This is a genomic window from Pseudomonas sp. HS6 (assembly GCF_023375815.1).
In the GTDB taxonomy this organism is placed as follows: domain Bacteria; phylum Pseudomonadota; class Gammaproteobacteria; order Pseudomonadales; family Pseudomonadaceae; genus Aquipseudomonas.
Genome location: NZ_CP067412.1, coordinates 5717116 through 5738637, shown reverse-complemented (window position 1 = coordinate 5738637; position 21522 = coordinate 5717116). Strand labels below are relative to the sequence as shown.

The 21522-nt window shown below is 60.2% G+C and carries 21 protein-coding genes; 10 read left to right on the top strand and 11 right to left on the bottom strand.

The window, feature by feature from the left end:
* Positions 1-6: 6 nt before the first annotated feature.
* From JJN09_RS26080 to JJN09_RS26045, 8 genes are all read right to left on the bottom strand, one after another.
* The gene (locus JJN09_RS26080) at positions 7-1305 is read right to left on the bottom strand and encodes a phenylacetate--CoA ligase family protein (protein WP_249484348.1); all 1299 of its coding nucleotides are present in this window, start codon (positions 1303-1305) and stop codon (positions 7-9) included.
* Positions 1295-2563 (bottom strand): aminotransferase class I/II-fold pyridoxal phosphate-dependent enzyme, encoded by a 1269-nt coding sequence (locus JJN09_RS26075; RefSeq protein WP_249484347.1) that lies wholly within the window; start codon positions 2561-2563, stop codon positions 1295-1297. Before JJN09_RS26075 ends, JJN09_RS26080 begins: the two co-directional genes overlap by 11 nt.
* Positions 2560-3654 carry a DUF3419 family protein gene (locus JJN09_RS26070; protein WP_249484346.1) on the bottom strand — a complete coding sequence of 365 codons (1095 nt, stop codon included), beginning with the start codon at positions 3652-3654 and terminating at the stop codon, positions 2560-2562. Before JJN09_RS26070 ends, JJN09_RS26075 begins: the two co-directional genes overlap by 4 nt.
* Before the next feature lie 42 nt (positions 3655-3696).
* On the bottom strand, positions 3697-4431 hold the full coding sequence (locus JJN09_RS26065) for an iron-containing redox enzyme family protein (protein ID WP_249484345.1): 735 nt from the start codon (positions 4429-4431) through the stop codon (positions 3697-3699).
* Complete coding sequence (locus tag JJN09_RS26060; RefSeq protein WP_249484344.1) at positions 4409-5080, bottom strand: hypothetical protein; 672 nt, start codon at positions 5078-5080, stop codon at positions 4409-4411. Before JJN09_RS26060 ends, JJN09_RS26065 begins: the two co-directional genes overlap by 23 nt.
* A 272-nt stretch (positions 5081-5352) precedes the next feature.
* Complete coding sequence (locus JJN09_RS26055; protein WP_249484343.1) at positions 5353-5910, bottom strand: L-threonylcarbamoyladenylate synthase; 558 nt, start codon at positions 5908-5910, stop codon at positions 5353-5355.
* A 54-nt stretch (positions 5911-5964) separates the two neighbouring features.
* Positions 5965-7065, bottom strand: a complete 1101-nt coding sequence (gene dprA, locus JJN09_RS26050; protein ID WP_249484342.1) for a DNA-processing protein DprA — start codon at positions 7063-7065, stop codon at positions 5965-5967.
* 79 nt (positions 7066-7144) lie between these two features.
* A complete protein-coding gene (locus tag JJN09_RS26045; RefSeq protein WP_249484341.1) occupies positions 7145-8170 on the bottom strand; it encodes a LysM peptidoglycan-binding domain-containing protein in 1026 nt (341 codons plus the stop codon).
* Positions 8171-8340: 170 nt separating this feature from the next.
* On the opposite strand from JJN09_RS26045, the gene def reads away from it, so the two are divergent.
* The 5 genes from def to JJN09_RS26020 are packed head-to-tail and all read left to right on the top strand — an operon-like array spanning position 8341 to position 12904.
* Positions 8341-8847 (top strand): peptide deformylase, encoded by a 507-nt coding sequence (gene def, locus JJN09_RS26040; RefSeq protein WP_085696605.1) that lies wholly within the window; start codon positions 8341-8343, stop codon positions 8845-8847.
* A 56-nt stretch (positions 8848-8903) separates the two neighbouring features.
* Positions 8904-9863: a methionyl-tRNA formyltransferase gene (gene fmt, locus JJN09_RS26035; protein WP_249484340.1), complete on the top strand. Its 960-nt coding sequence runs from the start codon at positions 8904-8906 to the stop codon at positions 9861-9863.
* Positions 9860-11170, top strand: a complete 1311-nt coding sequence (gene rsmB, locus JJN09_RS26030) for a 16S rRNA (cytosine(967)-C(5))-methyltransferase RsmB (protein WP_249484339.1) — start codon at positions 9860-9862, stop codon at positions 11168-11170. The genes fmt and rsmB overlap by 4 nt, the downstream gene beginning before the upstream one ends.
* 22 nt (positions 11171-11192) lie before the next feature.
* On the top strand, positions 11193-12569 hold the full coding sequence (gene trkA, locus JJN09_RS26025) for a Trk system potassium transporter TrkA (protein ID WP_249484338.1): 1377 nt from the start codon (positions 11193-11195) through the stop codon (positions 12567-12569).
* A gap of 20 nt (positions 12570-12589) precedes the next feature.
* Positions 12590-12904 carry a tetratricopeptide repeat protein gene (locus JJN09_RS26020; RefSeq protein WP_249484337.1) on the top strand — a complete coding sequence of 105 codons (315 nt, stop codon included), beginning with the start codon at positions 12590-12592 and terminating at the stop codon, positions 12902-12904.
* Positions 12905-12955: 51 nt separating this feature from the next.
* On the opposite strand, the gene JJN09_RS26015 is transcribed toward JJN09_RS26020, so the two are convergent.
* Entirely contained in the window at positions 12956-13843 is an 888-nt protein-coding gene (locus tag JJN09_RS26015) for a lysophospholipid acyltransferase (RefSeq protein ID WP_249484336.1), read from the bottom strand.
* Between the two features lie 40 nt (positions 13844-13883).
* A complete protein-coding gene (tag, locus tag JJN09_RS26010) occupies positions 13884-14441 on the bottom strand; it encodes a DNA-3-methyladenine glycosylase I (protein WP_007954111.1) in 558 nt (185 codons plus the stop codon).
* Positions 14442-14522: 81 nt separating this feature from the next.
* On the opposite strand from tag, the gene glyQ reads away from it, so the two are divergent.
* The 4 genes from glyQ (at position 14523) to JJN09_RS25990 (ending at position 18933) form a co-directional block, all read left to right on the top strand.
* Positions 14523-15476 carry a glycine--tRNA ligase subunit alpha gene (gene glyQ / locus JJN09_RS26005; RefSeq protein ID WP_003187265.1) on the top strand — a complete coding sequence of 318 codons (954 nt, stop codon included), beginning with the start codon at positions 14523-14525 and terminating at the stop codon, positions 15474-15476.
* On the top strand, positions 15473-17527 hold the full coding sequence (gene glyS, locus JJN09_RS26000; RefSeq protein WP_249484335.1) for a glycine--tRNA ligase subunit beta: 2055 nt from the start codon (positions 15473-15475) through the stop codon (positions 17525-17527). The genes glyQ and glyS overlap by 4 nt, the downstream gene beginning before the upstream one ends.
* Positions 17528-17531: 4 nt before the next feature.
* The gene (gmhB, locus tag JJN09_RS25995; RefSeq protein WP_249484334.1) at positions 17532-18071 is read left to right on the top strand and encodes a D-glycero-beta-D-manno-heptose 1,7-bisphosphate 7-phosphatase; all 540 of its coding nucleotides are present in this window, start codon (positions 17532-17534) and stop codon (positions 18069-18071) included.
* An 82-nt stretch (positions 18072-18153) separates the two neighbouring features.
* Entirely contained in the window at positions 18154-18933 is a 780-nt protein-coding gene (locus JJN09_RS25990; protein ID WP_249484333.1) for a 1-acyl-sn-glycerol-3-phosphate acyltransferase, read from the top strand.
* Positions 18934-19091: 158 nt separating this feature from the next.
* Here JJN09_RS25990 and JJN09_RS25985 read toward each other — a convergent pair whose 3' ends face one another.
* Complete coding sequence (locus JJN09_RS25985; RefSeq protein WP_249484332.1) at positions 19092-20633, bottom strand: HAMP domain-containing sensor histidine kinase; 1542 nt, start codon at positions 20631-20633, stop codon at positions 19092-19094.
* A gap of 166 nt (positions 20634-20799) precedes the next feature.
* Here JJN09_RS25985 and JJN09_RS25980 point away from each other — a divergent pair, with 166 nt between their 5' ends.
* Positions 20800-21516 (top strand): response regulator transcription factor, encoded by a 717-nt coding sequence (locus JJN09_RS25980; protein WP_192559383.1) that lies wholly within the window; start codon positions 20800-20802, stop codon positions 21514-21516.
* The last annotated feature ends 6 nt before the right edge of the window (positions 21517-21522 follow it).

Sequence of the window (21522 nt, the reverse complement as noted above, 5' to 3'; positions counted from 1 at the left end):
CAATCGTCATGACTTGGCCGGGGTCTGTGGCAACTCTGCAAAAAACGGTGTCTTGCCGGTCAGGGTGGTTTCGAATGCCTGACGGGCAAGACGCTTCACCTCCAGCCCCAACACGCCGGGCAGCCTGAGTAATGCACTTGCCTGCCCTTCGACCTGCAACGCACCTTCGATAAAGGTATGCGTGACGACTGTCAGTCTGTCCTCAGCGATAGCCAGACGTAGACATGCACCACCGGGCTCTCGATCAATCTGCACCTGGACATCTGAAGGGTCCAACTCAGGCAGGAGCTGCCGGAGTGCGTGCAGTACCTGCCGCTGAGTGATGATCGCGCCGCCCAGTTTGATCGATGTTTCGACCCGCCCTTCGAGGGCCAGGACCGGCATGGAACTGCCACACGCACATTTCGTGATCGTGCGCAGGATTCGCCCACGATCCCCGATCCTGTAGCGAAACAGCGGCGCGTGATCGGGTAGCAGGGGCGTCAGCAGGAATTCACCGGTTTGCTCTTCAGCCAAAGCTTGCAGGGTCAAAGGGTCAACCACTTCGAGCAGCATGGCGTCGGCATGCAGATGATAAAAACCGTGCTCAAGGTGTGCACACTGAAAGCCGATGGGGCCCGTTTCTGTCGAGCTGTAGCCTAACGAGCGAATTTTCAGCTTGGGCCAATCCTGGGCCAACTGATCACGCAGCCCCTTCCCACAGGACTCCCCGATGTAGTAAAGCCATTTCAAACTGCCCAACTGCTCTGCGCCGACATTCGCATGATTGAACAACGCTGTGGCAAAGGAGGGAGTGCACATCAGCGCATCGGCCGCGTGTGACTGAATCAACTCGGCTACGCGCTGCACGCCCATCTGTGAGCCGGCAGGCAACAGGCGTGCGCCTACGTGCTGGGCGATGGCTGCCGCGTATTGAAAGGCACCCTGCATTTCCCCGGCCGTCAGGCAGTTGATAACCACGCCGGGGCGCTCGTCCGTCACACCAAACATCCGTGCCCCCAAGGGCACGATTGCGGTGTTGAACGCCCAGGAATGGGTGATCTGTTTGCGATTGCCGGTGCTGCCGCCCGATGTCAGGGTCAGTCCTCCGCCTGACGCTCGGTGTGAAGCTTCGCCGAGGGTGCAAAACAGCACGCCGCCGGATTCGTCTTCCACCGCCAGAACCGGCAGTCGATGCAGATCAGCCAATGTCTGCACCTCCAGGATCCGGGGATACAGCGCACGAAACCATGGCAGTGATCGCGCGTGAGCCAATTTTTGCGCGAGAGCCTCGGCCGATAAATCCATCAGTGGATCATTGCTCATTGCACCGCCCTCCCTGACGAATGCCTAGCTCATCGAATCCGCTACGGACAGCGTTTGCCAGAGATTCCAGCTGGAGCTGACTGTGGCTCGCGCTGATGGCCAGACGCAGAATCGCCTCGCCCTTGGCCACTACCGGGAACAGTGCGGTAGTGACCGCCATGCCCTGCCGGCGCAAATGTCGCGCCAGACAGATCGCGTCTCTCTCGGCCCCGACGCGGACGAAACGAATGGGGGACTCGACCTGATGATTGCCCAGCACCGGCCCCAGCAGACCGTCAATCACGGCAATATTTCGCCACAGGGCGGCCTGCAACTGACCCAGCTCCGGCGACAGGTGGATTTTCCCGGAGGCGACTGCCGCACCTACTCCCCCCATGGAAAGCGGTCCGCCAAACGTATAAGTCGAGGCGTGGCTTCTAATCAACTCGGCATCGCCCGCCGTGCGCACAGTGATCGCTCCACCGGTTGCACCGAATGCCTTGGAAAGAGACGACAGGAGGATCAGCCGACCGCGTAACCGTTCTTCAGCAGCGGCCAATGCATAACCACCCCCTGCCACTCCGTGGATCGAGGTACCGTGGGCGTCATCCGCATAGAGATATCCCTCGAAACGCTCCGCCAGTTGCAGCAGGCGGTTGACCGGATATAAACCGCGCATCGAGCCAATGCTGTCGGTCAGGATAACGGGCGTGTTACCCGCTGCCGCCGCCGTCGAACACGCTTCCTCCACTTGCTCCACATCGCTGCAATCGCAGCGCTGTACCGGGCCGAACTGCCAGAGAATGCCTTGCAGCACCTGCATCGAGGCATGCGCCGCGCGGTCAACAATCCAGCAGGGGCCACGACGCATGGGATAGGAAGGCATCTCACCGGAACCGAACAGCGGCAGGCAGCCGAGATGTGCACTGCCCACCGAGTTGAAGGTGACCGTATGCCCCTGAAATATCTGGTTCAGTTGTTCATCCAGCTCACGCATGGGAGGCATCAGGACTCGGGTTCGCGCGGCAGCGAACTGCACGCCGAAGGCTTCGGCGGCGCTCACGGCACCGTGAATCAAGCGTGGATCACACTCCAGCCCCAGATAAGAGCATGAGAGAAACTCCGTCAGCCGTTCGCCGCTGTCGAGTTCGATCTCCTTGCCTTCACGCTTGACCAGCTTCAGACCGTTCAACCCGGCATCGAATAACTGCTGCTGATCGTCCCGAGATTGCCGGACACGGTTTTTGACCCAATTGACGGTCGATTGAAAGGTGGTCATCGGGATACCTGCATAGCGGCTGTCCGGCGATAGACCTGCACACGCCAGAGCTGGGTTTTTTCTCGTGCGATCTCTGCCTGGTACTGATGGGTGATATCGCAGAAGCCTGCACAATCGGGTTGAACCACATGCAGATGGCCACGCATGACCACCCGCGCGTTTTCCGAGAGCGCCGGGGCAAGGCGCTGCAGAACATGGGGACCGGCCGTTTCGGGCAGGAAGGAAGGCACGTCCGACAGCGAGACGAAATCGATCCCGGTTTGCCCTGCAACGCAGTCGAGGATGTCAGCCTGCACCACACGTAACTCGCACTGTAGAAGCCCCTCACGGGCACGCTGGAAAATCTCCGGGTCGCACTCCAGCGGGAAGCCTTGCGGATAGCGCAGTTCGCCGAAAAACAGCATTTGCAGGAAAAAGCTCTCGCGGACCACCTGAGAGGTGAACAACCTATGGAAAATTTCCAGATAGGCCGAGCGGGAACTGATACCGAGGTTGTTGGGGGGAAACGAGCCTTTGTACAACAGCGAATTGAGTACTGCTGCGTTGCCCAGCAAAGCGATCACGGCCTTCCAGCGCTTGAGCGGAAAACGCTTTCGGTAATATTCCGATTGTTCTTCAAGACAGCCGAACTGAAAAATGCCCCGACCCGCTTTGCCGGTAAACAGCCCGGTGATCTTCGCCAGCCGCTTCAGGGTCTGCTCGAATGCGCCCATGTAAATCGGCGCTTCCCAGTGCCGGGACTGGAACAACCCGGACAACCAGCGACGGTCCTCGGGCGGTAAGATCAATTGCTGAAAAATGGATCGTCGCCGTGCCCTCAGACCTTCCCTCCGATAGCCCATGAAATCCATGAACGACTCGTGATCGGTCTGTTCCAGTAGCGCCAGTCGCAACCGGGTGAACGCCAGTTGCGGCGCACTGATATCGGTACAGGTCATGCGTAACGGGGTGGCGGCCAGCAGCGGCAACAGGCGCCCGCCGCATCCGGCAATTCCCAGCACGTGTCGGGCATGCCTGGGCAGGATCGCATACTCGAGCGAGGTATCCTCATCCCCCAACGTGTAGTTGAGCTGGTTGAAATAGTCAGCCATGTCTACCTCCAGCCACCTGATATGAACATGGGCGTGAGGTCTTCATTGGTTGTCCAGGGCGTGAAGGAAGTCATAGCGGGGTGCCAGCCCTTTTTGCCAGGCTTCATACTGCTCATAAACGGCCTCAAGCATGTTGCCGGTCAGGCGCAGGCTGGTTTCCATGACTGTGGCAATGGCCTCCCAATCGTCCTGACGCTTGCAGGTGCGCTGCAGCATGAGTTTGATTTCGTTGAAGTGCTCGAGATCGATGTCGGAATGTGCAACGAAGAATGTCAGTTGAGAGGATTTCAGCTCCAACGTTTCACTCAGACGGTCAATAAGCGGAGTAATGAACTGGTAGGCATTTTCTGCCCAATAACTATAACCAAGCCGCTGTAATGGATTACCAGTAAAAGAAATCCAGTACAGATAGGCAATCAATACATCAGTCTCTGGAAGTGCAGATGGAATATCAAATACTTCATTTTTCAGACCAAGACTCATGACATCGTGTAATGCCATTTTTTCATGACCAACTTCCTGTGCCGCATGTTCAAAGCAGAATTTTGCGTACACCGGATTATCCGCATGTCGAACGCCCACCAATCCCTGATTACGCGCATTGTGTGCCGTGTAGTGAAAAGTTTCGATCATGTAGATTGCATATAACGCTCTGGAAACACAGCCCTCGCGAATGGCCTTTACCAGCCGCGAGTTCTCCAGAATATCGGCCCATGACTTTTCGATTCGTTCATCGAGCAGGCTTAACTGTTGGTTAAAACTGAGGGGCACATTCATCAACGTGTTTCTCCGATGGGTTGGCGAGTAGGTGAGTGGGTTGTTGAAGCGCGGTGAAAATATGCTGCCATTGAGCTGAAAGCAGCCAGTAATCACCGCGTTTGCGGTGTTCGATGTGTAGAGCATCGGAAGTGATCGGCGTCAGGCCGAAGCGCTGGAAGAATCGCCGTTGCGGTGATCGGCAGAGGGCGGTAACGCCTTCATAACCGTGTTTGATCGCCCATTCGGTGGCGGCCGCCAGCAGGCCGTTGACCGACATCGGGAATTGATTTTGCGAGTGACTGATCAAGCGGCTGAACTCGACATGGCGCGACAGCGCCACGGTAGGAGAAACATGCTGCTGCGCCAGTGATACCCATTCGAACGGAGATGGGGTCACTCTCAATACCGCCATGAGTCTGTCGTGCAGATATAACAAAAAGTGGGTGCTGCGCGAGCTAATAGCCAGGCGTGTCTCAAACGACCTGGCTTTGGGTGTCAACATGTAGTGCTGCAATCGCAGTCTAAAATGACGAGCAACAAACTGTTCAAACTCTTGCGTATCTGATCCAGCTTCAAGAATAACGATACGATAACTTTCATAACGACTTTTCAAGGTCGCCTGTAGTGCCTGCAGACAGTCCGTTAATTGCAAATCCCTGATATCCATTTCTTCCCCGCAGCCGTTAACTTATCGAAGTTTTCTGAGCGCATTGAAATAATGAATGGTTTTAGAAAAATCGCCACTGCGCGACTTCTGAGAATAACGTCGGAAAAATTACAACAAATGAATACTTACCGATTCATCTGACATAGAAAGGAAAAATTCAAACTATAAAAACACGCTGTATTTTCAGTTCCATGAAGGAAAAATCGCAGGCATGCGTAGTACTCCTCGCTATGGAAGCCGAGGAGTACTCACAGAATTAACCAAGGGTGATATCAGGCTGGGCGCACGACATTGCCGGTGGCCAGATCCCGAATCAGACTCGGGTTCTTGCGTCCGCCAAGCGCTCCGCCGAGCACCAGATCGATCTGACCACGGAAATACTGCTCGACCCGCAAGCGACTCTTCGCCGCCGGACGCCCCTGCGGATTGGCCGAGGTCGAAATCAACGGCCCGACCAGCGAGCACAGATCCCGCACCTGCGGATGATCGCTGACTCGCAGCGCCACGGTGTCGTGCACTCCAGTCACCCACTCCGGCAAAAGATTCTGATGCGGCACCAGCCAAGTGTTCGGACCCGGCCAGGTACTGGCCATACGGTCGATCCAGTCCTGGGGGAAATCCTCGAACAGGAAATCGAACTGACGAATGTTGTCGGCGACCAGGATCAGCCCTTTGTCCGCCGAGCGGTTCTTGATCGCCAACAAACGATCCACCGCTTCTTCATTCCACGGATCGCACCCCAGCCCCCAGACGGCTTCGGTTGGATAGGCAATCACCGCCCCGGCGCGAATCTCTCGTGCGGCTTGTTGCACACGCCAACTGTTGACCATGAAAAACTCTCCGAAAACAGGTTTTGCGCAGTTTACCGATCTTCAATGTAAAACCTAGCTTACCCGCGCAAACCAGCGGCCGTTTTCACACACCGCGCGGCCATCCATCTCCAATTCGGTCAACGCCGCCAAGACTTTGGGCAACGCCCAGCCACTGCTGTCGGCCAGGCCCTCGCTGGTGTGGGGCGCGGCATGCAGCAGACTTAGCAGCAGATTGTCCGTGGCCGCTGCGGTCGTGGACACCGGCAAGAGCTGCCAGCCACGCAGGGCCTCGAGGATGTGTTCGATGGTTTCCACCAGCACCGCGCCATCGCGGATCAGTTGATGGCAACCGCGCGCGCCGGGGTGATGGATCGAACCCGGGATCGCATAGACCTCGCGGCCCTGTTCCGCCGCCAGTCGCGCGGTGATCAGCGAACCACTGGCCACACTGGCCTCAACCACCAATACGCCGAGGGACAAACCGCTGATGATCCGGTTGCGCCTGGGGAAGTTGCTCGCGGTCGGCCCGGCGTCCAGTGGAAACTCCGAAATCACCGCACTGCCCGAGGCAATCATCGCGTCCGCCAGCCGCCGATTGCGCTGTGGATAAAATTTTTCCAGGCCGGTGCCCAGCACACCCACGGTTTGCCCGCCGACGTCGAGCGCGGCTTGATGCACCGCGGCATCGATGCCAAGCGCCAGGCCACTGGTGATGACGAAACCGGCTCCGGCCAGACTGCGGGCAAACGCCGTAGCGGTGTCCATGCCCGGACGTGAAGCGCGGCGACTACCGACCATCGCCAGCTGTGGTTTTTCCAGAATAAAAGTGTCACCGGCCACAAACAGCAGCGGTGGTGGATCAGGAATCTGCGCCAGCAATGCCGGGTAATCCGGCTGGTCCCACATCAGCAAATGCTGGCCCGGGCGCTCTAGCCAGGCCAGTGCGCGACTGGCACCGTCGCGCACTTCAGGGCAACGGCGAGCGTCGGCGCTCGCCACCGGCAAGCCCAACGAACGCCAGGCACTGGCCGGCGCACTGATGGCCTTGGAGGCCGAGCCGAATGCTTCGAGCAACCGGGAAAAACGTTTCGGGCCGATTTCCGGCAAACGGTGCAGGCGCAAACGCGCTTCCAGTTCCGCCGGGGAAACCGGTGTACAGACAGGCATCATCATGGATCATCCTTGATCGTTATAAGCCCCGAACCTTTCGGAACAAGCTGTGGATAACTCTGTTGGTAACTTGTGAAGCCAGCTAAGGATTTCGCACCTTGTCCAGCACCGCCAACGAGCGCGATGCGTTCAATACCAAGCCGTAGCTGAGCTTGTCGTAGGTGCGGAACACCATCAGCAATCCGGCGCGTTCATCGGGGATTTTCAACGGCTGGCCGGTGATTCGGTCACGCACGGTTTCCCCGGTTTTCATCACCACCAGCACGTTGCCCTCGGCCAGACCGTCGCGTTTGCCCTTGTTCAGTGTCACCACGTCCATCGCGCCGATCTGCGTAACGCCGCGCGGCACATCGATGATCAGACCGTTGATGTCGGTAGTGGGAGCGCTGGGCATGAAGGTCGAGTTGATCGAGCGTTCCTCGCCGCTGAACAGACGGTCGCCGAGGCGCACTTCCTGGGTCGTGCGTTGCAGGGCCAGGGTCGCGACGTCGCCCTCGGTGGCGACGATTTCACCGCCGCCGATGTCGTCGGCGTTGATCCCCAGGAACTCCTTGCTCTGCGGATCGGTGTAGACCTTGCCTTGGCGGAAGATCCCGTAGACCGGCTGGTTCGGGTCGAAATGCCCGCGGGCGAAGATCCGGTCACCGGTGCCGCTGAGCACGCGCTCGGCATCGCCGGCAACGATGTACGGCGCCTTGTCGAAGTCCTCGACCTTGTCGACGATGCGGTTGCTCAGCAGAAAGCTGTTGATGGATTTCAGCGGAATGCTCGGGATCGCCTCGGCCACCGGGCTGCTGCGGATCCGGGGCGACAGCTTGATGGTGCCGCGCGACACCCCGCGATTGAGGGTCAGGCGGGGCTGGCCGTTGACGTAACTGAGCGTCAGCGTGTCGCCCGGATAGATAAGGTTGGGGTTTTCAATCTGCGGATTGGCCCGCCACAGCTGCGGCCACTGCCAGGGTTCGCGCAAATATTTACCGGAGATGTCCCAGAGCGTATCCCCCGAAACCACCGTGTATTGCTGTGGAAAACCTTCCTTGAGTTGCACTTGCCCGTGCGCTGTACCGACCGAAGCCAGAAACAGCAGGGCGAGTAGTGATTTCCTCATGCGGTGAATCCCTTTATTATGTGCGTTCGCGTGAAACGCCAGAGCCCCCGTGGCTCGCTCCCTGCTCTATGCTGAAATTCAAGGAGCTACGTTTCACAACGGTAGCCTGCATCTTCGGACCCGCCAGGCCATCGACCCGACTTTACCTCACACGTGCAGCAATCAAGCTTATGGCCATTTTGAACATCCTCGAATTTCCGGACCCGCGTCTGCGCACTATCGCCAAACCTGTGGCTGTAGTGGACGACGAAGTGCGTCAACTGGTCGATGACATGTTTGAAACAATGTATGAAGCGCCGGGCATCGGCCTTGCCGCGACCCAGGTCAACGTGCACAAACGTATCGTCGTGATGGACCTTTCCGAAGACCGCACCGAACCCCGGGTGTTCATCAACCCCGAGTTCGAATCGCTGACCGACGAAATGGAGCAGTACCAGGAAGGCTGCCTCTCGGTGCCGGGCTTCTACGAAAACGTCGACCGCCCGCAGAAGGTCAGGATCAAGGCGCTTGATCGTGACGGCAAGCCTTACGAACTGATCGCCGAAGGTCTGCTCGCGGTGTGCATCCAGCACGAATGCGACCACCTCAACGGCAAGTTGTTCGTCGATTACCTGTCCACGCTCAAACGCGACCGGATCAAGAAGAAACTGGAAAAGCAGCACCGCCAGAACGCTTGATGCCCCTCTCCAAAGGCTTGCTGCGGCAAGCCTTTTTCTTTTTATGAGACTCCCCCATGACTGAGCCACTGCGCATCGTTTTTGCTGGCACCCCGGAATTCGCCGCCGAACACCTCAAGGCACTGCTGGACAGCCCTTACGAGATCGTTGCGGTCTACACCCAACCGGATCGCCCGGCCGGTCGTGGGCAAAAACTGATGCCGAGCCCGGTCAAACAGCTCGCTCTGGAAAACAATATCCAGGTGTTGCAGCCGCCGACCCTGCGCAACGCTGACGCCCAGGCCGAGCTCGCTGAGCTGAAGCCTGACTTGATGGTGGTGGTTGCCTACGGCCTGATCCTGCCGCAAGTGGTGCTGGATATTCCGCGTCTGGGCTGCATCAACAGCCACGCCTCCCTGCTGCCACGCTGGCGCGGTGCGGCGCCGATCCAGCGCGCCGTCGAAGCAGGCGACGCCGAAAGCGGCGTAACCGTAATGCGCATGGAAGCGGGCCTCGATACCGGTCCGATGCTGCTCAAGGTCGTGACCCCGATCAGCGCCGACGACACCGGCGGCAGCCTCCACGACCGCCTCGCCGAAATGGGCCCGCCTGCCGTCGTGCAAGCGATTGCCGGCCTGGCCGCTGGCACCCTGGAAGGCGAAGTGCAGAACGACGACCTCGCCACCTACGCGCACAAACTGAACAAGGACGAAGCACGCATCGACTGGAGCCGCCCGGCCGTCGAGCTGGAGCGTCTGGTCCGCGCCTTCAATCCATGGCCGATCACCCACAGCACGCTCAATGGCGAAGCGCTGAAAGTGTTGGCGGCGACGCTGGCCGAAGGCAACGGCGCACCGGGCACCATCCTCGGCGCCAGCAAGGACGGCCTTCTCGTCGCCTGTGGCGAACAGGCGCTGTGCCTGACCCGCCTGCAATTGCCCGGCGGCAAGGCGCTGAACTTCAGCGATTTGTTCAACAGCCGTCGTGAGAAATTCGCCACCGGCATCGTGCTTGGCGCAGCGGTGGACGCGCAATGAACCCGCGTCTGGCCGCCGCCAAGGCACTCGCCGCCGTTCTGAGCGGCAAGGCTTCGCTCAACAGCTCCCTGCCGACGCAGCTGGACAAGGTCGAGGATCGCGATCGCGGCTTCACTCAGGATCTGGCTTTCGGCACCGCCCGCTGGCAGCCACGCTTGTCGGCGCTGGCGGAAAAACTGCTGCAGAAGCCGTTCAAGGCTGCGGACGCCGATGTCGAGGCGCTGTTGCTGGTCGGTCTCTATCAGTTGCTCTACACCCGCGTCCCGCCGCACGCCGCCATCGGCGAAACCGTCGGTTGCGCGGACAAGCTGAAAAAGCCATGGGCCAAGGGTTTGCTCAACGCAGTGCTGCGCAATGCCCAGCGCGAACATGAGGCGATCTTCGCCGAACTGGAACGCGATCCGGTGGTGCGCACCGCCCACCCGCGCTGGCTGCAAAAATCCCTGAAGGCCTTCTGGCCTGAACAGTGGGAAGCCATCTGCGAGGCGAACAACGCGCATCCACCGATGATCCTGCGGGTCAATCGCCTTCATCACAGCCGCGACGCTTACCTCGGTCTGCTGACTGAAGCAGGCATCGCCGCGCAACCGTGCACTTTCAGCCGCGACGGCATTATCCTCGACGCTGCCGCCGATGTGCGCAGCCTGCCGGGTTTCGCTGAAGGCTGGATCAGCGTGCAGGACGAAGCCGCGCAACTGGCTGCCGATTTGCTCGACCTTGCGCCAGGCCAGCGGGTGCTGGACGCCTGCTGCGCGCCGGGTGGCAAGACCTGCCACATCCTTGAAGCCGAACCGGCGCTGGCCGGCGTGGTGGCGGTGGACCTGGAAGCCAAGCGTCTGGTGCGGGTAAAGGAAAACCTCGAACGGCTCGGCCTGAACGCCGAACTGATCGCCGCCGACGGTCGCGACACGGCAACCTGGTGGGACGGCAAACCGTTCCAGCGCATCCTGCTCGACGCACCATGCTCGGCCACCGGGGTGATCCGCCGTCACCCGGACATCAAGCTGACCCGTCAGGCCGACGACATCGCCGCCCTCGCGCAACTGCAAGGCGAGTTGCTCGACGCCATGTGGAAGACCCTCGAAGTGGGCGGCGTCCTGCTCTACGCCACCTGCTCGACCTTGCCGACCGAGAACACCGAAGTCATCGGCGCGTTCCTTGAGCGCACGCCGGGCGCCCGGGAACTGGATCTGGCCACGCAGGCCGGGATCAAGCAGCCGCATGGTCGCCAATTGCTGGCCCAGCAGGGCGGGCATGACGGGTTCTACTACGCCAAGCTGATCAAGATCGCTGCCGCGCGCGGCTAAACGGATTCAATGGAGTGACGGGTTGAAAATCATCATCCTCGGTGCAGGGCAGGTCGGCGGTTCGCTGGCTGAACATCTGGCCAGCGAAGCCAACGACATCACCGTGGTCGACACCGATGGCGACCGTCTGCGCGACCTTGGCGACCGTCTCGATATCCGCACCGTGCAGGGCCGTGGCTCGCTGCCGACCGTGCTACGTCAGGCCGGCGCCGACGACGCCGACATGTTGGTGGCGGTGACCAACAGCGACGAAACCAACATGGTCGCCTGTCAGGTTGCCCACACCCTGTTCCACACCCCGACCAAGATTGCCCGGGTACGCGAAGCGTCGTACCTGACGCGCGAAGAGCAACTGTTCCAGAACGAAGCGATCCCGGTCGACGTGCTGATCAGCCCCGAGCAAGTGGTCACCAACTACATCAAGCGTCTGATCCAGCATCCCGGCGCCTTGCAGGTGATCGACTTCGCCGAGGGGCAGGCGCAACTGGTGGCGGTGCGCGCCTATTACGGCGGGCCGCTGGTGGGTCAGCAACTGCGCCAGTTGCGCGAACACATGCCGAATGTGGAAACCCGAGTGGCGGCAATTTTCCGTCGTGACCGTCCGATTCTTCCCCAGGGCAACACGGTGATCGAGGCCGACGACGAAGTCTTCTTCATCGCCGCCCGTGAGAACATTCGCGCCGTGATGAGCGAAATGCGTCGCCTCGACGAAACCTACAAACGTATCGTCATCGCCGGCGGCGGGCAGATCGGTGAGCGGCTGGCCGAGGCCATCGAAAGCCGTTACCAAGTGAAGATCATCGAGATGAACCCGGCGCGCTGTCGTTATCTGTCCGACACCCTCGACAGCACTGTGGTGCTGCAGGGCAGCGCGTCGGATCGCGACCTGTTGCTGGAAGAGAACATTGCCGACGCGGACATCTTCCTCGCGCTGACCAACGATGACGAAGCCAACATCATGTCGTCGTTGCTGGCCAAGCGCCTGGGCGCGAAGAAGGTGATGACGATCATCAACAACCCGGCCTACGTAGACCTGATCCAGGGCGGCGACATCGACATCGCCATCAGCCCGCAACTGGCGACCATCGGCACCTTGCTGGCCCACGTGCGGCGCGGCGATATCGTCAGCGTGCACTCCTTGCGCCGGGGCGCGGCGGAAGCCATCGAAGCGGTGGCCCATGGTGATTCGAAGTCGAGCAAGGTCATCGGCAAGGCCATCGAAAACATCGCCCTGCCGCCGGGGACCACCATCGGCGCGATCATCCGCGATGAAGAAGTGATCATCGCCCATGACGACACAGTGATTGCCGCAGGCGACCACGTGATTCTGTTCCTTGTGGATAAAAAGCACATTCGCGACGTGGAGAAGCTGTTCCACGTGGGATTGAGCTTCTTCTGACCGACCAAGAGGCGAGACCGATGATCGAATCCCTGGAAAAAATGCTCGCCAAGGGTGTGGATAACTCTTTACTGCGCTTCGGTTTGGGCAAGGGTTATCTGGATCTGGGGGAGAACGCGCGGGCGGCCGAGCATTTCCAGCGTTGTGTCGGCTTCGATCCGAAGTACTCGGCAGCATGGAAACTGTTGGGCAAGGCGCAACTGGCGCTGGGTGATCTGGCGGCTGCGCGGCAGGCGTGGGAACAGGGGCTGGAAGCGGCCCGGGCCCATGGCGACAAGCAGGCGGAGAAGGAAATGACGGTGTTTCTGAAAAAGCTGGATCGGCAGAAGCCGTAACGGCTGTGGATAACCCGTTTGGTCAGGTTATCCACAATTGCACATCGCCGATCAGTACCAGCGCGCCTCACCCGGCGGACGCTTCTTGAAGCGCTTCATGCTCCACATGTACTGGCTCGGATAAGCCGCCACATAACGCTCGACCACCTGACTCATCGCCGCGCAGGACGTTTCGGTGTCGGTGCTGTACATCGCTTCCGGCGCGGCTTCCAGGATCACCTTGTAGCCGGAACCGTCCGGCAAACGCAGCGCATGCAGGAACACCCCGACAGCTTTGCCACCGGCGAGCATGTTCGGCACGAACTTGCTGGTCAGGGCCTGGGTGGCGAAGAACGGCACGAAGATCCCGGCTGATTCTGCTGGTTCCGGGTCCGCAGGAATCCCCACCTGACCGCCCTTGCGCACTTCCTTGATGACACTGAGGATGCCTTCCTTGGTCGACGCCGCCACGCGGTTGCCCAGTTGCACCCGCTGCTTGCGCAGCAATTCATCCACAGCCTTGAGCTTCGGCGGCCGGTAGAAAATGATCGGTTTGCACTGGCTGCAATAGAAGTGGTTGAGCACTTCCCAGTTGCCCAGGTGACTGGTGATGCCGACCACGCCTTTGCCGGACGCCAATGCGTCCTTGAGGATGTCGAGGCCTACGACTTCGCGCACCAGGTCGATGGAACGCTGGGCCGGCCAGATCCAGGCGCAGGCGCTTTCGGTCAGGGACTTGCCGATGTCTTTCAGGCTCTGGCCGACCAGACGCTCACGTTCGGCCGGATCCATCTGTGGAAAACATTTGGCGAGGTTGATCCGCACCACGTCGCGGGAACGGTTGGGGGTTTTCCACATGATCCAGCCGATCGCCGAACCCACGGCCTGCACGGCCCGCCACGGAAGCAGGGCAAACAGCCGCAGAGCGCCAACCAGCATGGCGCCTTTAAACTTTTCCACAGGTCACTCCTGATCTTGTGCTGTGCGCGAGGCGGCCATTCTAACCGGCGTTGACGAGCTGCGCGTAGCGGTCGCAGTCCTGAGTGTGATCCATAACCATGCCCGAGGCCTGCATCAGCGCATAGCAAATGGTCGGACCGACGAAGGTGAAACCGGCCTTTTTCAGGCCTTTGCTCATGGCCACAGCTTGCGGGGTGATGGCCGGGACTTCGCTGCGATCCTTGAAATGATTGATCACCGGTCGGTTATCCACAAACGACCAGAGGAAGGCCACCGGGTCTTCGAGTGCCAGCCAGGCCTGGGCGTTGCGCCGGGCGGCATTGAGCTTGAGGCGGTTGCGGATGATCCCCGGATCGAGCATCAATTCATCGATTTCGGCGTCGCTCATCTGCGCCACGCGCTGTACGTCGAAGCCGAACAATACCTCGCGATACCGCTCGCGTTTGCGCAGCACGGTGATCCACGAAAGCCCGGCCTGGAACCCTTCGAGCAAAAGCAACTCGAACAATCCCTGCGCATCGCGTAGCGGCGTGCCCCACTCCTGATCGTGATAAGCCATGTACAGCGGATCTTCGTTGCACCAAAAGCAGCGTGGCATAAGGCTCCAGGGGGTGGAGGTGCGACTGAATCGGGTATACTCCCGCTCTTTAAATCGCAGCCCAAGAAACAGGTGAATTTCGTGAGCCAGCCTACGCCAGCCGTGCGTACCTTCCAAGACTTGATCCTCGCGCTCCAGCAATACTGGGCCGAGCAAGGTTGTGTGGTACTTCAGCCCTACGATATGGAAGTAGGCGCCGGCACTTTCCACACCGCGACATTCCTGCGTGCCATCGGCCCGGAAACCTGGAACGCCGCTTACGTACAGCCAAGCCGCCGTCCGACTGACGGCCGTTACGGCGAAAACCCGAACCGTCTGCAGCACTACTACCAGTTCCAGGTAGTCCTGAAGCCGAACCCGGACAACTTCCAGGAACTGTACCTGGGCTCCCTCAAGCATGTCGGCCTGGACCCGCTGGTCCACGACATCCGCTTCGTCGAAGACAACTGGGAATCGCCGACCCTCGGCGCCTGGGGTCTGGGCTGGGAAGTCTGGCTGAACGGCATGGAAGTGACCCAGTTCACTTACTTCCAGCAGGCGGGCGGCATTGAGTGCTACCCGGTGACCGGCGAGATCACTTACGGTCTGGAGCGTCTGGCCATGTACCTGCAGGGCGTGGACTCGGTCTACGACCTGGTCTGGGCTGACGGTCCGTTCGGCAAAGTGACCTACGGCGACGTGTTCCACCAGAACGAAGTGGAGCAGTCCACCTACAACTTCGAACACGCCAACGTCGACAAGCTGTTCGAACTGTTCGACTTCTATGAAAGCGAAGCCAAGCGCCTGATCGAACTCGACCAGCCGCTACCGTTGCCAAGCTACGAAATGGTTCTGAAGGCCTCGCACACCTTCAACCTGCTGGATGCACGCCGGGCGATCTCGGTGACCGCGCGTCAGCAATACATTCTGCGCGTTCGCACCCTGGCGCGTTCCGTCGCCCAAGCCTACCTGCTGGCCCGCGCCAAGCTGGGCTTCCCGATGGCAACCCCGGACCTGCGTGACGAAGTACTGGCCAAGCTGGAGGCTGCACAATGAGTGCTCAAGATTTTCTGGTTGAACTGGGCACCGAAGAACTGCCACCCAAAGCCCTGAACACCCTGGCCGAAGCGTTCCTGGCCGGTATCGACAAGGGCCTGCAAGCCGCCGGCCTGAGCTACGAGACCAAAACCGTCTACGCTGCGCCACGTCGTCTGGCTGTGCTGATCACCGCGCTGGCCACCCAGCAACCGGATCGCAGCATCAACCTCGACGGCCCACCACGTCAGGCTGCATTCGATGCCGACGGCAACCCGACTCAAGCGGCACTGGGCTTCGCCAAGAAGTGCGGCGTCGAGCTGAGCGAAATCGACCAGAGCGGTCCGAAACTGCGCTACAGCCAGAACATCGCCGGGAAACCGACCGCCAGCCTGCTGCCGACCATCGTCGAAGATTCGCTGAACGACCTGCCGATCCCGAAACGCATGCGTTGGGGTGCGCGCAAGGAAGAGTTCGTACGTCCGACCCAGTGGCTGGTGATGCTGCTCGGCGACCAGGTCATCGACTGCACGATCCTCGCGCAGAAGGCTGGCCGTGAATCCCGTGGCCACCGTTTCCACCACCCGGAAAACGTGCGCATCGGTTCGCCGTCGAGCTACCTGGCCGACCTGCGTGCCGCTTACGTGCTGGCCGACGCCAACGAGCGTCGCGAAATCATCAGCAAGCGCACCGAAGAGCTGGCAACCCGTCAGGAAGGCACAGCAATCGTGCCGCCGGCGCTGCTCGACGAAGTGACTGCACTGGTCGAGTGGCCGGTGCCGCTGGTGTGCTCGTTCGAGGAGCGTTTCCTCGACGTGCCGCAAGAAGCGCTGATCACCACCATGCAGGACAACCAGAAGTACTTCTGCCTGCTGGATGCCGACGGCAAGCTGCTGCCACGTTTCATCACTGTGGCCAACATCGAATCCAAAGACCCGCAGCAGATCGTTGCCGGTAACGAGAAAGTGGTTCGTCCACGTCTGACCGACGCCGAGTTCTTCTTCAAGCAGGACAAGAAGCAGAAGCTCGAAGCGTTCAACGATCGCCTGCAGAACGTGGTGTTCCAGGAAAAACTCGGCAGCGTCTACGACAAGGCCGAGCGCGTTTCGAAACTGGCCGCGTACATCGCCGCACGCATCGGCGGCAACGCTTCGTGGGCTGCCCGTGCAGGCCTGCTGTCCAAGTGCGACCTGGCCACCGAAATGGTCGGCGAGTTCCCGGAGATGCAAGGTGTCGCCGGCTACTACTACGCCCTCAATGACGGCGAGCCGGAAGACGTCGCTCTGGCGCTGAACGAGCAGTACATGCCACGCGGTGCCGGCGCTGAACTGCCTGCCACCCTGACCGGTGCGGCCGTGGCCATCGCCGACAAGCTCGACACCCTGGTCGGCATCTTCGGCATCGGCATGCTGCCGACCGGCAGCAAAGACCCGTATGCGCTGCGCCGTGCGGCACTGGGCGTGCTGCGGATCCTGATCGAAAAACAACTGGATCTGGACCTGAACGACGCCGTGGCTTTCGCCGTGAATGCGTTCGGTGCCAAGGTCAAGGCTGCCGGCCTGAACGACGCGGTCCTGGAGTTCATCTTCGACCGTCTGCGTGCGCGTTACGAAGACGAAGGCGTGGATGTGGCCACCTACCTGTCGGTACGTGCCCTGAAGCCGGGTTCGGCGCTGGACTTCGACCAGCGTGTGCAAGCGGTTCAGGCCTTCCGCAAACTGCCGGAAGCGGCAGCGCTGGCGGCGGTGAACAAGCGTGTGTCGAACCTGCTGAGCAAAGTGGAAGGCTCCGTGCCGACCGACGTTCAAGCCAAGTACTTCGACAACGCCAACGAGTTCTCGCTGTACTCGGCGATCCAGCAAGCGGACCAGGCTGTACAGCCAATGGCCGCGGCGCGTCAGTACAACGAATCGCTGGCACGCCTGGCCGCTCTGCGCGAGCCGGTGGACGCGTTCTTCGACGCGGTGATGGTCAATGCCGAAGACGCCAATGTGCGGGCCAACCGCTACGCGCTGCTGGCGCGTCTGCGTGGCCTGTTCCTGGGTGTTGCCGACATTTCGCTGCTGGGTTGAGGGATTGCTGTTGAAACTGCTGATTCTCGATCGGGACGGAGTGATCAATTACGACTCCGACGCTTACATCAAGTCGGTGGAGGAGTGGATTCCGCTGCCCGGCTCGATCGAAGCGATTGCGCAGTTGAGCAAAGCCGGCTGGACGGTGGCGGTCGCCACCAACCAGTCGGGCATTGCTCGCGGCTACTACGACCTCGCCACTCTCGATGCCATGCACGCGCGCCTGCGCACGCTGGTGGCGGAGCAGGGCGGTGATGTCGGGTTGATCGTGTATTGCCCGCATGGGCCGGACGAGGGTTGCGATTGCCGCAAGCCGAAACCCGGCATGCTGAAAACCATTGCACAGCATTACAACGTGGCGCTGACGAATGTCTGGTTCGTCGGCGACAGCCTTGGTGACCTGGAGGCCGCCAAAGCCGTCGATTCACAGCCCGTTTTGGTAAAGACCGGGAAAGGCGAAAAGACTCAGGCCAAGACCTTGCCGGTCGGCACCCTGATTTTTGACGATCTGGCGGCGATTGCCGCAGAACTTATCCACAACTAGAGTACTTCTGAAGTTCCTGACCAGGGATTGATCGGGAGTGCGCTTGAACAGTCGGGCATCGCCCGTAACGGTAAACGTCGCCATGTCGATACTGCAGGCCATCAGAATCTTCCTCTTTTACCTGCTGCTGGGCACCACGTCCCTGCTGTGGTGCAGCCTGAGCTTTTTTATCGCGCCCTTTCTGCCGTTCAAGGCGCGCTATCGTTTTATCAACGTGTACTGGTGCCGTTGTGCCTTGTGGTTGACCAAGGTGTTCCTCGGTATCCGTTACGAAATCAAAGGCGCGGAAAACGTGCCTGACCGGCCCTGCGTGATTCAGTCGAACCACCAGAGCACCTGGGAGACGTTCTTTCTCTCCGCTTATTTCTCGCCTTTGAGCCAGGTGCTCAAGCGTGAATTGCTGTACGTGCCGTTCTTCGGCTGGGCCATGGCCATGCTGCGGCCGATCGCGATTGACCGCGACAATCCGAAAGCCGCCCTCAAGCAGGTCGCTGCGAAGGGTGACGAGCTACTCAAGGACAATGTCTGGGTGCTGATCTTCCCTGAAGGCACTCGCGTTCCCCACGGCACCATCGGCAAGTTCTCCCGCAGTGGCAGCGCATTGGCGGTGAATGCGGCGCTTCCAGTGCTGCCGATTGCACACAATGCCGGCAAGTTCTGGCCGAAAACCGGATGGGGCAAGAAGCAGGGCGTGATCACCGTGGTCATCGGCGAGCCGATGTACGCCGAGGGCACTGGCCCACGCGCCATCGCTGATCTGAACGACCGCGTGCAAGCGTGGAACGAGCAGGCGCAACGGGAGATGGGCTCGCTGCCACCGACTCCGCAGGCACCGGTCGCCAACGATCAGGTAGTTGTCTGAGATTTTGTGGATAACCTGTGTACGGTTTGTTGGAAAAGCGCCGAAATCACGAATTAAGTGACTGATTTACTTATATATTTCCGGAGCTGATAAAACACCGTAAAAGGTGCATAAGTTTTTTTCGGAAGTAAGAAAACCGGCTGATATAGCCGGTTTTTTTATGCCTGCTCTTCAGCGATCAGCGGCAGCTCAAGGCGGAATGTGGTGCCCTGATCGAGAACACTGATGCACTCGATCCGCCCACCATGGTGATCCACCACAGCCTTGACCATCGACAGCCCCAATCCCACGCCATCGATCCCTTGAGCCGATGAAAAACGGCGGTACTGGCTGAACAGATCAGGCAGGTCCTCAGCCCCGATACCCTTGCCCTGATCGGTCAGTTCGCAATGCAGCCAGTCATCGTGGCATCGAACGCACAACCTGACCGTAGACCCGGCCGGGCTGTACTTGATCGCGTTTTCCAGCAGATTGAACAGCGCCCGGGTCAGCAGGCCCTGGTCCGCCAGCACCAGACGTTCCTGGGATTGTTCATCCATATCGCTCAGCAGTTCGATACGCTTTTGCTGGGCAATGGGCAGTGCCTGGTCCAGAACGTCCATCACCAGCATCGCAAACAGACTCGGCTGGAACTGATACGCCTCGGATTCGGCCCGGGCCAATAAAACGAAACCATCGGTCAGCTCCAGCGCCCGACGCACCTGGCGTTCAATCTGCTCGAACAGCGGTGAATCCGTTCCAGCCTGATGCCGGTGGACGTCGAGCAGGGCAAGGATCGCTGAATGTGGCGCGCGTAGGTCATGGGACAGAAAGCGCAGCAGCACGCCGCGCTGTTCTTCGGCGGCGCGCTCGGCACTCAGGTCGGTCAGGCTCAACAACCAGCCAATCGGTGTGTCGCCGTCCACCGGCAACAACGCGGCGCGTTCGAGCCGCAGGCTGCGCTCCTTGTGGTCACGAAACTCCAACAGAGGCAGCTCAGATAGCGGCGGGCGCGGCTCTGTGGACAACTCCGGATAACCCAGGCTTGCCAGTTGATCGAGGACGTCTTCGCCCACCAGATTATGATCGAACAGGCTCCGGGCCTTGCGATTGCCTAGCAAGACCTGTCCTCGAGGATCACTGATCAGCGTTGCCACCGGCAGATACTCCAACCCATCGGCGATGAAGCGGCGAGTATCGCGGGTACGGCTCATGGCTTGTTCAAGGGCCATGATCTGCCCCTGCAAACGGTCGGCGCTGGGGAACTGCGCCCGACGCCGTTCGGGAAACACCTTCGGTTCACTGTCCAGCCGCGACAGCTCCCAGCTGAAGTAGGTGAGCACCACACTCAGGCGCCGCCAGTTCCAGATCAGATAGCCGAACAGCATGCCCAGCGCCGCAGGCGTCGGCGACCACCAACGCCGCACTTCAGCCAGGCCGGCACTGGTCAGCAGCACGCTGGCAATCCCGCCGAGCGTCACCCAGATTGCCAGACGCGGTCGCCACAACAGCAACCCCAGCACGCAAGCCACCAGAGCGACCGACACCATCGCGCCGGCGACTGGCGCCGGGTCGTGCAAATTGACTTGAGCACGCCACGACAACAATGCAGTCAGCGGCAACAGCACTAGACTTATCCACACCCACTCGCGCACCAGTTGCCGAAACAGGCGTTGAACCTGACTTTGCACACGGCTTTCGTGGCGGCGTCGGTTAATCATGGAAAACAGGGCAGGGCGGGTTGAATGGTTTCATAGGCGACAGGTCTGAGGACGTAGACCCGAAGAATCATAGCGGCTCGCCCCACGGCGTGCCGCTTACTTTCACTGCTTTGGTCGAACCGCCGGTGTCGACCACCCATTACCCAAGCGACAAGGAATCCCGCGTATGCGCGTTGCGATACTGGACGATGAACCCGCCGAACTGCGCCGGGTCGAGCAGACCCTGCAACAAATGGCCGAGGCCGGCGAACAGCCCTGGTCACTGCACAGTTTCGAACGCGGTGAAGACCTGCTGCGGCAACTGCGCCGGGAAACCTTCGACCTGCTGATCCTCGACTGGCAACTGCCCGACCTCACCGGCCTGGCGCTGCTGCGCTGGACCCGCGAGCACATGGAAGCGCCACCGGCGGCCATCATGCTCACCAGCCGCGATGGTGAGAGCGATATCGTTCAGGCGTTGAATGCGGGAGCCGACGATTACGTCAGCAAGCCCTTTCGTCCCAACGAGTTGAAGGCCCGGGTCACCGCCGTACTGCGCCGGCACAGTCATCAGCGCCCATCAGTAGCCAACGTTCTGCGCTTCAACGATCTGGTGTTCGACGACGCCGAGCTGACCGTCACCCGCGAAGGCAAACCAATCATGATGACCGAGCGCGAATATCGGCTCGCTCACTGCTTATTCAGTAACCTCGGCCGACCACTGTCACGGGACTATCTATACGAAAGATTCTGGCCCCATGAAGAAATGGCCTCGTCGCGACCACTGGATACTCATATCTATCGGCTGCGCAACAAGCTGGGGCTGACGGCGGATCGGGGTTGGCAGTTGCTGACGATTTATGGGTACGGGTATCGGTTGGAGAGTGTGGCGGCGGGTGAGTGAATAGCA